The 13,992-nt window shown below is 64.2% G+C and carries 13 protein-coding genes; 9 read left to right on the top strand and 4 right to left on the bottom strand.

The window, feature by feature from the left end:
• Positions 1-3 precede the first annotated feature (3 nt).
• The 7 genes from CTATCC11996_RS12920 to pbpC all read left to right on the top strand — a co-directional run bounded on the left by CTATCC11996_RS12920 (position 4) and on the right by pbpC (position 7,680).
• Entirely contained in the window at positions 4-1,293 is a 1,290-nt protein-coding gene (locus CTATCC11996_RS12920; RefSeq protein ID WP_003076726.1) for an ABC transporter substrate-binding protein, read from the top strand.
• On the top strand, positions 1,293-2,249 hold the full coding sequence (locus CTATCC11996_RS12915) for a carbohydrate ABC transporter permease (RefSeq protein ID WP_003076724.1): 957 nt from the start codon (positions 1,293-1,295) through the stop codon (positions 2,247-2,249). Before CTATCC11996_RS12920 ends, CTATCC11996_RS12915 begins: the two co-directional genes overlap by 1 nt.
• Complete coding sequence (locus CTATCC11996_RS12910; RefSeq protein ID WP_003076722.1) at positions 2,246-3,112, top strand: carbohydrate ABC transporter permease; 867 nt, start codon at positions 2,246-2,248, stop codon at positions 3,110-3,112. The genes CTATCC11996_RS12915 and CTATCC11996_RS12910 overlap by 4 nt, the downstream gene beginning before the upstream one ends.
• A 34-nt stretch (positions 3,113-3,146) precedes the next feature.
• Positions 3,147-3,533 (top strand): VOC family protein, encoded by a 387-nt coding sequence (locus CTATCC11996_RS12905; RefSeq protein ID WP_003076721.1) that lies wholly within the window; start codon positions 3,147-3,149, stop codon positions 3,531-3,533.
• Positions 3,534-3,599: 66 nt separating this feature from the next.
• On the top strand, positions 3,600-4,475 hold the full coding sequence (locus CTATCC11996_RS12900) for an endonuclease/exonuclease/phosphatase family protein (RefSeq protein WP_034349121.1): 876 nt from the start codon (positions 3,600-3,602) through the stop codon (positions 4,473-4,475).
• Between the two features lie 106 nt (positions 4,476-4,581).
• On the top strand, positions 4,582-5,139 hold the full coding sequence (locus CTATCC11996_RS12895; RefSeq protein ID WP_012837236.1) for an HdeD family acid-resistance protein: 558 nt from the start codon (positions 4,582-4,584) through the stop codon (positions 5,137-5,139).
• Between the two features lie 162 nt (positions 5,140-5,301).
• A complete protein-coding gene (pbpC, locus tag CTATCC11996_RS12890; protein ID WP_003076717.1) occupies positions 5,302-7,680 on the top strand; it encodes a penicillin-binding protein 1C in 2,379 nt (792 codons plus the stop codon).
• Positions 7,681-7,707: 27 nt separating this feature from the next.
• On the opposite strand, the gene CTATCC11996_RS12885 is transcribed toward pbpC, so the two are convergent.
• Positions 7,708-8,601, bottom strand: a complete 894-nt coding sequence (locus CTATCC11996_RS12885; RefSeq protein ID WP_003076715.1) for a LysR family transcriptional regulator — start codon at positions 8,599-8,601, stop codon at positions 7,708-7,710.
• 80 nt (positions 8,602-8,681) lie between these two features.
• Between CTATCC11996_RS12885 and CTATCC11996_RS12880 the strand changes: the two genes are divergently transcribed.
• Together CTATCC11996_RS12880 and CTATCC11996_RS12875 are read left to right on the top strand one after the other, a co-directional pair.
• Positions 8,682-9,302 carry a nitroreductase family protein gene (locus CTATCC11996_RS12880; protein WP_003076712.1) on the top strand — a complete coding sequence of 207 codons (621 nt, stop codon included), beginning with the start codon at positions 8,682-8,684 and terminating at the stop codon, positions 9,300-9,302.
• On the top strand, positions 9,299-10,180 hold the full coding sequence (locus CTATCC11996_RS12875) for an EamA family transporter (protein WP_003076710.1): 882 nt from the start codon (positions 9,299-9,301) through the stop codon (positions 10,178-10,180). Before CTATCC11996_RS12880 ends, CTATCC11996_RS12875 begins: the two co-directional genes overlap by 4 nt.
• Positions 10,181-10,220: 40 nt before the next feature.
• Here the strand turns inward: CTATCC11996_RS12875 and lldD are convergent, their stop codons facing one another.
• The 3 genes from lldD to lldP are packed head-to-tail and all read right to left on the bottom strand — an operon-like array spanning position 10,221 to position 13,806.
• Entirely contained in the window at positions 10,221-11,357 is a 1,137-nt protein-coding gene (lldD, locus tag CTATCC11996_RS12870) for an FMN-dependent L-lactate dehydrogenase LldD (protein ID WP_003076708.1), read from the bottom strand.
• Positions 11,354-12,124 carry a transcriptional regulator LldR gene (gene lldR / locus CTATCC11996_RS12865; RefSeq protein ID WP_003076706.1) on the bottom strand — a complete coding sequence of 257 codons (771 nt, stop codon included), beginning with the start codon at positions 12,122-12,124 and terminating at the stop codon, positions 11,354-11,356. Before lldR ends, lldD begins: the two co-directional genes overlap by 4 nt.
• Positions 12,125-12,141: 17 nt before the next feature.
• Entirely contained in the window at positions 12,142-13,806 is a 1,665-nt protein-coding gene (gene lldP, locus CTATCC11996_RS12860) for an L-lactate permease (protein WP_003076704.1), read from the bottom strand.
• Between the last annotated feature and the right edge of the window lie 186 nt (positions 13,807-13,992).

The following is a 13,992-nucleotide window of genomic DNA, read 5'->3' as shown; positions in this document are numbered from 1 at the left end:
CCCATGCGTCGTCAAACCTTTGTTCACGGCCTGTTCGCCGCTGTCGCCGGCCTTGGCCTGGCGGGCACTGCTCTTGCGCAGTCCCCGCTGGAAGTGCCTTTCTATTACCCCGTGGCCGTGGGCGGCCCCATCACCAAGGTGATAGACGGTTATGCGGCGGACTTCAACAAGGCGCATCCGCAATACAAGCTCACGCCCATCTATGCGGGCACCTATCAGGAAACCATCGTCAAGGCGCTGACGGCGCACAAGGCCGGCAAGGCGCCTGCGAGCTCGGTACTGCTGTCCACCGATATGTTCACGCTGATGGACGAGGGCGCGATTGCGCCCATTGACGACTTCGTGAAGACCGATGCCGATAAGGCCTGGCTCAAGGGCTTTTACCCGGCCTTCATGGCCAACAGCCAGACCGGAGGCAAGACATGGGGCGTGCCCTTTCAGCGCTCCACCGTGGTGATGTACTACAACAAGGAAGCTTTCAAGGAGGCCGGCCTGAACCCCGACAAGGCGCCCCAGAACTGGAAGGAGCTCAGGGAGGCCGCCCACAAGCTGACCAAGAAGGACGCCAGCGGCAAGGTCGTGCAATACGGCATCCAGATTCCGTCCACCGGCTTTGGCTACTGGATGCTGCAGACCCTGACCACGCCCAATGATGTGCTGCTGGCCAATGAGTCCGGCACCCGCGTCATGCTCAACCACCCCAAGGTGGTGGAGGCGCTGAACTTCTGGGTCAGCCTGGTCAAGGAAGGCGTGCACCCTGCAGGTGTGGTGGAGTGGGGTACGACGCCCAGGGACTTCATGGAAAAGAAGGCCGCCATCATCGTGACGACCACGGGCAATCTCACCAATATCCGCGCCAATGCCAAGTTCGACTTCGGCGTGGGCCAGATCGCCGGCAATGTCCGCAAGGGCTCGCCCACGGGTGGGGGCAATTTCTACATCTTCAAGAATGCGCCTAGGGAGCAGCAGCAGGCTGCGTTCGAGTTTGCCAAATGGGTGACCCAGCCAGAGCGTGCCGCGCAGTGGAGCATGGACAGCGGCTATGTGGCTGTCTCGCCTGCAGCTTACGAGACGCCCGTACTCAAGAAGTACGGCCAGGAATTTCCTCAGGCCCTGGTGGCGCGTGACCAGTTGCCCGTGTCGGTGGCCGAGTATTCCACCCATGAGAACCAGCGCGTGACCAAGGTGCTCAATGATGCGATTCAGGCGGCCCTGAGCGGCACCAAGACCGCAGCCCAGGCCATGGACGACGCGCAAAAGGAATCCGAGCGCATTCTGCGTCGCTACAAGTAATGAGCAGTCCGGCGCTTGAAACCGGCAAGGGCGCCATGTCTGCGCCTTTGTCATCCAGGGCCGCCCGCAGGCTGGCGCAGGCCGCAGCGCGAAAGCAGGCCGTGCATGCCTGGCTGCTGCTCATGCCGGCACTGGTGCTGCTGCTGGGCTTTACGCACTGGCCGGCCTTGTCCACGTTGATCGACAGCCTGCATGCCACGGGGCGTGGCGGCCAGTCCGGCGAATGGGTGGGGCTGGAAAACTATGCGCTCATGGTCGATGACCCCGTGTTCTGGCAGGCCGTGCGCAACAACCTCTGGTTTGCAGCTGCCACCATTCCACTGTCCATGGGGCTGGCCTTGCTGATGGCGCTGTGGGTCAACGAGAAGCTCGCGGGGCGGGCCTTGCTGCGCATGGCGTATTTCACGCCCACGGTGCTGCCCATGATTGCCGTGGCCAATATCTGGCTGTTCTTCTACACGCCTCAGTACGGACTGCTGGAGCAGGTGCGCGGTGCACTGGGCCTGGACGCGCACAACTGGCTGGGCGATCCATCTACGGCCCTGGCCTGCATCACGCTGGTGGCTGTGTGGAAGGAGGCAGGCTTTTTCATGATCTTCTATCTGGCCGCGCTGCAGACGCTCAATCCCAGCCTCAAGGAGGCGGCGGTCATCGAAGGCGCATCGCGCTGGTATTTCCTGCGCCGCGTGCAGTGGCCGCTGCTCATGCCGACCACGTTGTTCATTCTGGTCAACGCCGTGATCAATGCCTTCCGGCTGGTGGACCATGTGTTCATTCTCACGCGCGGCGGGCCGGACAATGCCTCCACGCTGCTGCTCTATCACCTCTACGAAGTGGGTTTCAAGTTCTGGGATACCGGCTATGCAGCGGCCATCACCGTGGTGCTGGTCGTGGTGCTGGCTGCCGTGGCGCTGTTCCAGTTCTTCGTGCTGGACAAAAAGGTGCACTATCAATGACCGCTGCTTCATTTCTGTCAGGGCGCAGGAGCGCCCGGGCAAGCCAGGGCGTGAGCTTTTATGGCGCTTCATGGCTGGACACCCTGGCCGCCTGGACGCTGGCGCTGCTGTGGCTGCTGCCGCTGGCCTATGCGGTCTGGACGGCGTTTCACCCCTCCGATGCGTCCACGCGCCTGGATCTTTCCGCGCCCTGGACGCTGCAGAACTTCCGCCATGCCTGGGAGGCCGCACCGTTTGCGCGCTATTTTCTCAACACCATCTTGCTGGTGGCCATGATTTTGGCGGTGCAACTGCTGCTGTCCACGCTGGCTGCATTTGCCTTTGCACGCTTGCGCTTTCGTGGCAGCAATGTGGCGTTTGCGCTGGTGCTGATACAGCTGATGATCATGCCGGACATCCTGCTGGTGGCGAACTATCAGACCATGTCCGGGCTGGGAGCGGTCGATACTCTGGTGGGCATAGGTCTGCCGTATTTCGCCTCGGCCTTTGCCATCTTTTTGCTGCGCCAGACCTTTATGGGCATACCCCGCGAGCTGGATGAAGCCGCGCGCGTGGAAGGTGCCAGCACGCTGCAGATTCTCTGGCGTGTCTACGTACCGCTGGCCAGGCCGGTCTACACCGCGTTTGCGCTGGTTTCGGTGAGCTTTCACTGGAATAATTTTCTCTGGCCTCTGATCATCACCAACAGCGTGCAGGCGCGTCCGCTCACCGTAGGGCTGCAGGTTTTCTCCAGCGTGGAGTCGGGCGTGGAATGGTCGACCATCTGCGCCGCCACCCTGATGACTTCAGGGCCGCTGCTGATCGCATTCCTACTGTTCCAGCGCCAGTTCGTGCAAAGCTTCATGCGCGCGGGCATCAAGTGACTGGGATACAGTCAAACCATTTGAGGAGTTGACAATGCCTGGTCCCGCTGCTGCCGGTGTTCTGATTTATGCCAAGGATTTCCAGAGTCTGGCAAGTTTCTATGAGCAGGTTCTGGGCATGCAGCGGCTGCATGAGGACGAGCACGTCATCGTGCTGGAGTCCGCCGCGTTGCAGTTGGTGATTCACGCCCTGCCTGCCGAGATCGCGGCGCGGGTCAGGATCGGCACGCCACCGCAGCGCCGTGCCGATGTGGCGCTCAAGTTCTTCATCACCGTGCCGGCGATTGCCGAGGCCGAAAGCGCTGCACAGGCGCTGGGCGGACAGGTGTTTGACGAGCGTTGGCAAGGTCCTGGCTTTGCGGCCTGCAATGCCATGGACAGGGAAGGCAATGTGTTCCAGCTGCGCGAGACCTTGGTCTGATCAGCAGCTGAAAAAATAGTGGCTGCCAGGGCTTCGGCCATTTTCAATCTGGAAAGACGCGACAAGATGAATATCCTGACCTGGAATGTGCAATGGTGCTGCGGCATGGATGGACTGGTCAGTGTGGAGCGCATCGTGCGTCACGCGCTGCAAATGGGCGAGCAGGCCGGCGGACTGGATGTGCTGTGCCTGCAGGAAATCGCCGTCAACTACCCCGATCTGCAGGGCCGGCCCGGTGAGCAGCCGGCCGAGCTGAAGGCGCTGTTGCCGGGCTGGCAGATCTTCTTTGGCGCATCGGTCGATGAGTTCACGTCCAGTGGCCATCAGCGTTTTGGCAATCTGATTGCCACGCGGCTGCCGGTGCGGCTGGTTCAGCACTATCTGCTGCCCATGCCGGCAGAGGCCGATATGCGCTGCATGCAGCGCATGTGCTCTGTGGTCACGGTCGACGACGCGGCGCTGGGGCCGGTACGCATCATGACCACGCATCTCGAATATTTTTCGTCGCGTCAGCGCATGGCGCAGGCCGGCGCACTGCGTGCCCTGCAGATGCAGGCCTGTGCGCTGGCCGATGCCCCGCCGCAGCCGGCCAGCGATGGCTCGCCCTATCAAACCAAGCCGCATACACGCCATGCCGTGCTTTGCGGGGATTTCAACTTCGAGCCGCACGAACCCGAATATGCCGTTCTGTCCGCACCTTGGGCTGCCGGTGAGGAAGGCTGTCTGCAGGCCGGGCAGTGGCGCAATAGCTGGGATGTGCTGCACCCCGGCCAGCCGCAGCCCCCTACCTTCAGACTGGTGGACCGGACCTGGGGAGCAGAGCCCGGGGCCTGCGATCTGCTGTGGGTGAGCGACAGCCTGTGCCAGCATGTGCAGGCCTGGCGTGTGGACAGCGCCACACAGGCGTCCGACCACCAGCCGGTGATGTTGACGCTGGGCTGAGCTTCTTGCTAGGGTCGGGGCTGGAGTCGAGAGACGAGTGGCTGCACAAGTCGCACTGTTGTGAAACCCTGAGAACGTAAACACGTTCTAAAAGAGAGGAGTCTTCATGCCTGTAGAAATTCCGTCCATGTCCATCATGCTGCACCGTAGCTGGTGGGTGCTGTTGTTGCGCGGCGCCGCCGCCATCATCTTCGGCGTGCTGACCTGGATGCAGCCCGCAGCATCTGCCGCCGCGCTGGTGCTGGTGTTTGGCGCCTATGTGTTTGTCGACGGCCTGCTGGGCATCTACACCGCCATCAAGAGCCGCCAGCAGTCGCGCCACTGGTGGGTGGTTTTGCTGTGGGGGCTGACGGGTGTGGTGGTGGGGGTGCTCACGGTCATCAACCCTGCGATCACCGCATTGGTGCTGACCATCTATATCGGTGTCTGGGCTCTGATGACCGGCGTGCTGCAGATCGTCGCGGCGCTGCGTCTGCGCAAGGAAATTCAAGGCGAATGGGTGCTGGTGCTTGGGGGGCTGCTCTCGGTGCTGTTCGGCATCTTCGTGCTGATGCAACCCGGCGCCGGCATGATGGCCATGCTGTGGGTGCTGGCGACCTATGCCGTCATCTTCGGTGTGCTGATGGTGATACTGGCGTTCAAGATCAAGAAGTTCACGGCTTGAAGGGCATTGATCTCGAAAAAGCGGCTCGCAGAAGCCGCTTTTTTGTTGCCGCTTGTCTGAGCAGTCTGTTTGCCGGGCCATCTTTGGGACAATGCCTGCTGACTTCCAACAGCGCACAAAGACATGGAACAAGGCATGCAGCGGTATTTCCAGCCCCCGAGAATGAAGCAGTCCTGGCGGGCCGTCGGCATGACGGCCGCTTTATGGCTGGGTCTGGCCGCCAGCAGCCATGCGGTGCCCAGCTATGACGAGGTGCGCAGCGACCATCGCTCGTCGGAGACCCTGCTGCTTTCGCGCGAGGGCGAGGTGCTGCAGCGCCTGCGAACCGACAGCACGGTGCGCCGCGGTCCCTGGGTGGCATTGGCCGATGTCTCGCCGGCATTGCGCACGGCCCTGGTGCTCAGCGAGGACAAGCGCTTCTACGAGCACAGCGGTGTGGACTGGGCTGCCGTCACTGCGGCCGCCTGGGGCAATCTCTGGAACACGCGCACGCGCGGCGCAAGCACCATCACCATGCAGCTCGCCGGTCTGCTCGATGGCGACTGGCGTCAGGGACCGGGCGGGCGCAGCGTGGTGCAGAAGGTGGGTCAGGCCGTGGCGGCCCAGGTGCTGGACAGGCGCTGGCGCAAGGACCAGATTCTCGAGGCCTATCTGAACCTGGTGCCGTTTCGCGGCGAGATCGTGGGTATAGCTGCGCTGTCGCAAAGCCTGTACGGCAAGGCAGCTCATGGGCTGGATGCTCGCGAGGCCGCCATTGCCGCAGCCCTGGTGCGTGCGCCCAATGCCTCGGTCGAGCGTGTGGCCCAGCGTGCCTGCGGTGTGCTGCAGGTGATGGTGCCCGATGATGTGGCGGCCAAGGATTGCTCGGCCATGCAGCTCTATACCTCCAGCGTGCTGCAGCGGCGCCAATGGCTGTCCAGCGAGGGCGTGGCCCCGCATTTCGCGCGGCGCTGGCTGGCGCTGCCCCAGAACAGGGGGCAGGAGCAGGTGCGATCAACCTTGAACGCACCCTTGCAGCGCTTTGCCGTGGCCAGCCTGCAGCAGCATCTGCGCGAGCTGCAGGGCCGCAATGTGGAAGATGGTGCGGCCGTGGTGCTGGACAATCGCAGCGGCGAGATTCTGGCCTGGGTGGGCTCCTCAGGAACGCTGAGCCAGGCGTCCGAGGTCGATGGCGTCACTGCGCTGCGTCAGCCCGGCTCCACGCTCAAACCTTTTCTCTATGCCCAGGCGATTGCCGAAAAGCGCATCACGGCCGCCTCGCTGATCGAGGATTCATCGGCCCATATTCCCACCCAGAACGGCCTCTACATTCCGCAGAACTACGACCGGCGCTTCAAGGGCTGGGTGTCGGCGCGCACGGCGCTGGCGTCCTCGCTCAATGTGCCTGCGGTGCGCACGCTGGTCATGATCACGCCCGATGCCTTCTTCGAGCAGCTCAAGAAACTGGGCCTGCCGCTGCGCGAAAGCGGGGGCTACTACGGCTTCAGCCTGGCACTGGGCAGCAGCGAGGTCGCGCTGCTCAATCTGACCAATGCCTATCGGGCACTGGGCAATGGCGGTCAATATCGTCCCGTGAGCTGGGCCTTGCCTCAGACTGAAAGCCGCAAGGCCGGCGGCAGAACCGGCGACGACGCGGTGCAGGCACTGGATGCGCGGGCAGCCTTTATCGTGGGCGACATTCTCTCCGACAATATGGCGCGGGCTCCGACCTTCGGCACGGACAGCGTGCTGGCCACGCGCTTCTGGACGGCCGTGAAAACCGGCACCAGCAAGGATATGCGCGACAACTGGGCCGTAGGCTGGTCCGAGCGTTACACCGTGGGCGTGTGGGTGGGCAATGCGGGTGGCGAGGCCATGCATTCGGTCAGCGGCACCAGCGGGGCAGCGCCCATCTGGGCCGATATCATGGGCTTTTTGCATCGCAATGTGTCCAGTCATGCACCCCGGCCACCCGCTGGCGTGCAGCAGCAGCAAGTGCAGTTCGGTGCTTTGACAAGCGGCGCCATGCCTATCGAAAGCGCACGCGAGGAATGGTTTGTGGCGGGGACCGAGCAATCACTGTTTGCCATGGATCACGTGGCTGGCAGTGCAGAGCAGAAAAGCCTGGTCAGGCAAAAAGGCAGCAAGTCCGGCAGCGCTGCGGCTGCGGCCGCTGTGCGTATCTCGCGTCCGGCCAATGGCACCATTTTGGCGCTGGACCCCGATATTCCGCCTGACAGCCAGCGAGTGCAGCTGGTGGCGCGCCAGGCCGGCATGGCGGCCGAGCAGGACTGGCGTGACGCCAGCTTGCGCTGGCGCTTGGTGACCCGGCAGTATGGAGCGCCCGCCACAGCAGACAAGAACGCCCAACCCGTGATGCGAGAAGTGCAGCGCGAGCTGGGGCGCGGCAGTCAGCTGGGCTGGCTGCCCTGGCCGGGGCGCCACAGGCTGGAGCTGCTCGATGCCTCCGGCAAGGTGCTGGACAGCATCGCGCTGGAAGTGCGCGGCGCCGGTGCCCTGGTGGCCGGGCCGGAGCAGATCCAGAGCCAGCGCCGGCGCTGAATGCCGGCCGGTCAACCGGCCAGGCGCTCAGTTGCCAGAATCGAACTGCGCTACCAGAAAGTCCAGCAGCGCCCGCAGCTTGGGCGTCATATGCTGGCGCGACGGATAAATGGCATAGAGCGCGGTCTTCACCGTGCTCCAGTCTTCCAGGGCTGCCTGCAACCGGCCCGTGCGCAGGTCTTCCTCGACATAGGGCAGCGGGATCAGGCTGACGCCAAAGCCCGCGCGCAATGCATCGCGCACCGCCAGGCTTGAGGACACCGAGTAGCGCGCATTGACCGCCACGCGCTCCATGCGCCCGCCTTGCTCAAATTCCCAGACATCTGCATGGCCCGAGAGGCTAAAGCGTATGTGCTCCAGGCCGTTGAGGTCGGCAGGCGTGTGCGGGCGGCCGCGCTTCTCGAAATAGCCGGGCGCTGCGCACAGTACATGCGACATGGTTGTCAGCGGTCGCGCAATCAGCGAGGAATCCTCGAGTCGGTCACTGCCGCGTATGGCCAGATCGAAGCCTTCGCGCACGATATCGACGCGTCTGTCGTCCAGGTGCAGGTCCAGTTGTAGCCCGGGGTAGCGCTCCAGGAAGGTGGGGAGCGCGCAAGAGATCTGCGTCAGCGTGAATGTCATGGGCGCGCTGACCTTGAGCAGGCCGCTGGGCGCGGCCTTGAACGGGCATAGCGCTGAGTCTGCATCGGCCAGCGCATCGAGCGCCCGCGTGACATGCTCGAGATACAGGCGGCCTTCCTCCGTCAGCGCCATGCGCCGCGTGGTGCGCTGGATCAGGCGTGTGCCCACATGGGCCTCCAGCTCGGCGATGTTCTTGCTGATCGCGGCCGGCGACAGGCCCATGCTGCGGCCGGCTTCGGCAAAGCTGCCCCGCTGCGCGACGCGATGAAAGACTTGCAAGGCGGTCAATCGGTCCATGCGATTCTTCTCTGATAGTGAATGGTTTATTTTGATAATCGCTAATTATCAATTCGGGGTGAATTATCTACAGTCGTGCCATGACGACACTTCATCCCACGCTCACCCTCATCGAGCAGCGCATCTCGGCCAACCGCTTCGATACCTCCCACCATCTGGCGGATGCCGACATATCAAGGCTGGTGCAGCTGGCTACGCGCGCACCTACGGCCTACAACCTTCAGAACTGGCGCTTCATCGCCGTGCGCACGCCTGGGGCCAAGGCCAGGTTGCGCGCCGTGGCGCAGGACCAGGCCAAGGTCCAGGAGGCGGCCGTCTGCTTCATCGTCTGCGGCGTGCTGGCCGACCCCGAGGCGCTTGCCGAACGGCTGCAGCCCTCTGTGGACGCGGGCTTCATGCCTTCCGCCATGGCGCAGGGATGGCTGCAGGCCGCGCAGCAGCAGTACGCCAGCGCGCAGGCGGTGCGCGACGAGGCCTTGCGTTCGGCCAGCTTCGGCGCCATGACGCTGATGCACGCGGCGCAGGCGCTGGGCCTGGCGCCCTGTGCGATGACCGGCTTCGACGCCGAAGGCGTGGCGGCGAGCTTCGGTCTGGCGAGCGAGGAGGTGTCGGTCATGCTCGTCACCGTGGGCCGTGCTGCGCCCGGCAACTGGCCGCAGAAGCCACGCCGGCCGCTGGATCAGGTGCTGGAGTTCGCATGAGCGCCGGCCAATCTGCGCTTGCGTTCAGGCGGACCCAGGCGCGCGATCTGCTGCTGACGGCGCTGGCACCCGCCATCTGGGGCAGCAGCTACATCGTCACCACGCAGCTGCTGCCGCAGGTGCCCGCGATGACCGTGGCATTGCTGCGCGCGTTGCCCGCCGGCCTGTTGTTGCTGGCATTTGCACGGCGCCTGCCGCAGGGCGTGTGGTGGCTGCGGGTGTTCATTCTGGGAGCGCTCAATTTCTCGGTGTTCTGGAGCATGCTGTTCGTCTCGGCCTACCGCCTGCCGGGAGGGGCGGCCGCCACTGTCGGGGCTGTGCAGCCGCTGGTGGTGGTGTTTCTTGCGGCCTGGGTGCTGGGCAGCGCGCTGCGGCCGGCCTCGGTGCTGGGAGCCCTGGCCGGTCTGGCGGGTGTGGCCTTGCTGGTGCTCACGCCTGGTGTGAGGCTGGATGCGACGGGGATTGCGGCGGGCCTGGCAGCAGCGGTTTCCATGGCCTGCGGCACGGTGCTCACGCGCAAGTGGCGCGCTCCCGTACCGCTGCTGACCTTCACTGCCTGGCAGCTCACGGCCGGCGGACTGTTGCTGCTGCCGGTGGCGCTGTGGGCCGGACCGGACTTTCCGGCGCCCACACCGGGACATCTGATCGGACTGGCCTGGCTGGGTCTGGTGGGCGCGGCGCTGACCTATGTGCTGTGGTTTCGCGGCATTGCCCGGCTGGAGCCAAACATGGTGGCGCCGCTGGGTTTTCTGAGTCCGCTGACGGCGATTTTGCTGGGCTGGGCATTCCTGGACCAGACGCTGACGGCCATGCAGATGGCTGGCGTGGCCCTGGTCCTGGGCGGCATCTGGCTGGGGCAGCGGGGCGCGGCGCGTTGATCCCCGCAAGGCCCGGCCCAGGGCAGGAGCCTGTGCGGGATCAGTCCCGTACCAGCAGATTGCCAGTGATCTCCGAGACGTTCTTGACGCTGGTCAGCGTCATGGCCACGCGCATTTCCTTTTCGAGCAGGTTCAGCAGGTTGGTCACGCCGGCTTCGCCTTCTGCAGCCAGCGCATAGACGAAGGCGCGGCCTATCATGGTGCAGTCTGCACCCAGGGCCAGCAGGCGCACGATGTCCAGGCCGTTGCGCACGCCCGAGTCGGCCAGGATCTTGATCTGGCCCTTGACGGCATCGGCAATGGCAGGCAGGGCGCGTGCCGACGAGAGCACGCCGTCGAGCTGGCGCCCGCCGTGGTTGGAGACGATGATGCCGTCGGCCCCGAAACGCACGGCATCCCTGGCGTCCTCGGGATCGAGAATACCCTTGATGAGCATGGGACCCTTCCAGAAGTCACGGATCCACTCCAGGTCCGACCACGAGATGGAGGGATCGAAGTTCGCGCCCAGATAGCCCATATAGTCTTCGAGCGAGACGTTCTGGCCCTTGTAGGTGGAGATATTGCCCAGCGTGTGCGGGCGGCCCATCAGGCCTACGTCCAGGGCCCAGTGCGGATGGGTCACGGCCTGCAGATAGCGGCGCATGGCGGCGTTGGGGCCGCTCATGCCCGAGTGCGCATCGCGGTAGCGGGCTCCGGGTACGGGCATGTCCACGGTGAAGACCAGGGTGGAGACGCCCGCAGCCTGAGCGCGCTCCAGCGCGTTCTTCATGAAGCCCCGGTCCTTGAGCACATAGAGCTGGAACCACATCGGTCGGCCCAGCCTGGGTGCGACTTCCTCGATGGGGCAGACCGAGACGCTGGACATGGTGAAGGGGATGCCCTTCTTGTCGGCGGCCATGGCGGCCTGCACTTCGCCGCGGCGGGCGAACATGCCGGTCAGCCCCACGGGAGCCAGCGCCACGGGAATCGAGAACTTCTCGCCGAACAGCTCGATGCTGGTATCGAGCTGACTCATGTCCTTGAGCACGCGCTGGCGCAGGGCCACGTCGGCCAGGTCGTCGACATTGCGCGCCAGCGTCTTCTCGGCATAGGCGCCGCCGTCGAGGTAGTGGAACAGAAAGGGCGGCAGGCGCTTTTGCGCAGCCGCGCGGTAGTCGGTGGTGGAGGAGATGATCATGAAAAAATGGCGGAGGAAGAGGAGAAACGATCCAGCCGCTTGCGTCGGGCCGCTTCGGCATCCGACTCGGACAGCTTTTCGTGAACATAGGCCAGGTGCTGGCCGATAGCGCTTCTGGCCTGCTCTGGCTCGCCGTCGACAATGGCCTGCATGAGATTGCGGTGCTGCGCAGTCAGATGCTCCAGCGTCGAGAGATCATCATGCACGAACATCAGGCGCCGGTTCTGGGCCACGGTGCCCAGCACCAGCTCGAAGAGACTGCCCATGAGCTGTACCAGCACGGCATTGTGCGAGGCTTCGGCAATCGCCAGATGGAACTGGGCGTCGGAGCGGGCCGCGCTGGCGGCATCGCGCGCCTGCTGGTGGCGCAGCATGTCGTCAAAGCAGCGGCGGATGCGGTCCCTGTCCTTGTCGGTAGCACGCTGGGCCGCATACCAGGCGGTGCTGAGTTCCAGGGCCTGGCGTGCTTCCAGCACGTCGTAGCGGTATTGGGGGTCGTCGCGCAGCAGGGACTCCAGCGGTGCGACGGCCTGTTCGTGCCACAGGGGCACGCGCGAGCCGACAAAGGTGCCGGCACCCACGCGGCTTTCGAGCACGCCGCGGCTAGCCAGCTTCTGTATGGCCTCACGCAGCGCCGTGCGCGAGACCCCCAGCTGCTCGGCCAGCGCCCGCTCGGTCGGCAGCTTGGCGCCGCTCTGGAGCTGGGTGCTCTGGATCAGCTCCAGCAACTGCTGGGCAACGCGGTCGGACAGGCGGATGGCGGGCATGAGGTCTGGCAGGAGTTTCAGGTGGTTGGAATCATCCACGGAAACACATAAGCCTGCAGCGTGCAGATGATGCCGATCAGCACCAGGAAGGCCAGGCTGTGCTTGACGGTAAAGCGGAACAGGTCCGATTCCTTGCCGGCCAGGCCCACGGCCGCGCAGGCAATGGCGATGGACTGGGGCGAGATCATCTTGCCGGTCACGCCGCCGGTGGTGTTGGCCGTCACGGCCAGAACCTCGGGCAGCCCCAGCTGGGCGGCTGTCGTGGCCTGCAGGGCGCCGAACAGCGCATTGGCCGAGGTGTCGGAGCCAGTGAGGAACACGCCGACCCAGCCCAGGAAGGGCGAGAAGAACGCAAAGGCCTTGCCGGTGTGGGCCAGCGCCATGGCCAGCGTGGTGGACAGGCCGGAATAGTTGGCGATGAAGGCGAAGGCCAGCACCATGCCGATGGAGTAGATGGGCAGTGTCAGCTCCTTGAAGGTCTCGCCCAGGGTCCGGACTGCCACGGCGGGCTTGAGGCGCAGCAAAAGAATGGCGAGCACGGCGGCGATCAGGATCGCGGTCCCCGTGGCCGACAGCCAGTTGAAGGAGTAGACCGCGCCATAAGGCGTGGGTGTGGCAACGACGGGCGCCATTTTCTGCACCAGATTGTGCAGCATGGGCACGGGGATGCTGAAGACCGTGCCGGACAGCGCGCCACCCGAGGCGAACAGCGCCTTGAAGGGCTTGAGACTCCAGATGGTCACCATGGCGGTGAGGATGATGAAGGGCGACCAGGCTTTGATCACCATGCCGGTCGTCAGCTTGGCAGGGGCCGTCGTCTGGATCTTGGCTGCGCCCGGTTCGGTGTCGAAGCGGAAGATGCGCTTGGGCTGCCAGAACTTGAGAAAGGTGGTCAGAGTCACCAGGGCGAAGATGGCCGAAGTGATGTCCGGCAGTTCGGGGCCGATGTAGTTGGCCGTCAGAAACTGTCCGAGTGCAAAGCTGCCGCCGCCGACCAGCACCGCAGGCCAGGTTTCCTTCACGCCGCGCCAGCCGTCCATGATGGCCATGAGCCAGAACAGCACGATGATGGTCATGAACGGCAGCTGGCGGCCGGCCATCTGGCTGATGGCCATGACATCGACGCCCGAGACCTGACCGGCCACGATGACGGGAATGCCCATGGCGCCGAAGGCCACGGGAGCGGTATTGCCGATCAGGCACAGGCCCGCTGCATACAGGGGCCTGAAGCCCAGGCCCACCAGCAGCGCTGCCGTGATGGCCACGGGGGCGCCGAAACCGGCGGCTCCCTCTAGGAAGGCACCGAAGCAAAAGCCCACCAGGATCAGCTGCAGGCGCTGGTCTTCGGTGACCGAGAGAATCGACGAGCGGATGATGTCGAACTGCCCTGTCTTGACCGAGACCTTGTAGAGAAAGACCGCCGCGACAATGATCCAGGCAATCGGCCACAGGCCGTAGAAGAAGCCATAGACGCCTGCGGCCAGCGCATTGGCAACCGGCATGCGATAGAACAGCAGCGCCACGGCCAGGGACAGCGCCACCGTGATGGTGCCTGCCACATAGCCCTTCAGGCGCAGCTTGGTCAGCGCGAGAAAGAAAAAGATGATGGGTATTAGCGCCACCAGCGCCGACACCCACACATTGCCTGCGGGGTCGTAGTTCTGCGACCAGATTTCTTGCATTGCCTTGATCTCCTGGATATGCGCGGGGAGGGCAACCCTCCTGACTGTCCAGAAGTCTTCCCCGTCAAATTTTCAAAAATGACCGTGCGCAAAGCCGGCTGTGCCGCGCCATAGGCTGGCTTGAGCTATTCCAGTCTTGCCTGCTAAATTGGTATTACCAATATCGGTCGATTTCAAGTGGAGTGG

It is taken from the genome of Comamonas testosteroni ATCC 11996 (assembly GCF_000241525.1).
GTDB classification, from domain to species: Bacteria; Pseudomonadota; Gammaproteobacteria; order Burkholderiales; family Burkholderiaceae_C; genus Comamonas; species Comamonas testosteroni.
Note: the sequence above shows the minus strand (reverse complement) of the source record. Positions and strands in the feature narration are given on the sequence as shown.

Excerpts from the sequence above, each read along its gene's own strand:
- CTATCC11996_RS12895 (WP_012837236.1), top strand. The coding sequence starts at position 4,582 with ATGCCTGTAGAAATTCCGTCCATGTCCATCATGCTGCACCGTAGCTGG.
- lldP (WP_003076704.1), bottom strand. The coding sequence starts at position 13,806 with ATGCAAGAAATCTGGTCGCAGAACTACGACCCCGCAGGCAATGTGTGG.
- CTATCC11996_RS12905 (WP_003076721.1), top strand. The coding sequence starts at position 3,147 with ATGCCTGGTCCCGCTGCTGCCGGTGTTCTGATTTATGCCAAGGATTTC.
- CTATCC11996_RS12885 (WP_003076715.1), bottom strand. The coding sequence starts at position 8,601 with ATGGACCGATTGACCGCCTTGCAAGTCTTTCATCGCGTCGCGCAGCGG.
- lldD (WP_003076708.1), bottom strand. The coding sequence starts at position 11,357 with ATGATCATCTCCTCCACCACCGACTACCGCGCGGCTGCGCAAAAGCGC.
- CTATCC11996_RS12900 (WP_034349121.1), top strand. The coding sequence starts at position 3,600 with ATGAATATCCTGACCTGGAATGTGCAATGGTGCTGCGGCATGGATGGA.
- CTATCC11996_RS12920 (WP_003076726.1), top strand. The coding sequence starts at position 4 with ATGCGTCGTCAAACCTTTGTTCACGGCCTGTTCGCCGCTGTCGCCGGC.
- CTATCC11996_RS12910 (WP_003076722.1), top strand. The coding sequence starts at position 2,246 with ATGACCGCTGCTTCATTTCTGTCAGGGCGCAGGAGCGCCCGGGCAAGC.
- pbpC (WP_003076717.1), top strand. The coding sequence starts at position 5,302 with ATGAAGCAGTCCTGGCGGGCCGTCGGCATGACGGCCGCTTTATGGCTG.
- CTATCC11996_RS12875 (WP_003076710.1), top strand. The coding sequence starts at position 9,299 with ATGAGCGCCGGCCAATCTGCGCTTGCGTTCAGGCGGACCCAGGCGCGC.
- CTATCC11996_RS12880 (WP_003076712.1), top strand. The coding sequence starts at position 8,682 with ATGACGACACTTCATCCCACGCTCACCCTCATCGAGCAGCGCATCTCG.
- lldR (WP_003076706.1), bottom strand. The coding sequence starts at position 12,124 with ATGCCCGCCATCCGCCTGTCCGACCGCGTTGCCCAGCAGTTGCTGGAG.
- CTATCC11996_RS12915 (WP_003076724.1), top strand. The coding sequence starts at position 1,293 with ATGAGCAGTCCGGCGCTTGAAACCGGCAAGGGCGCCATGTCTGCGCCT.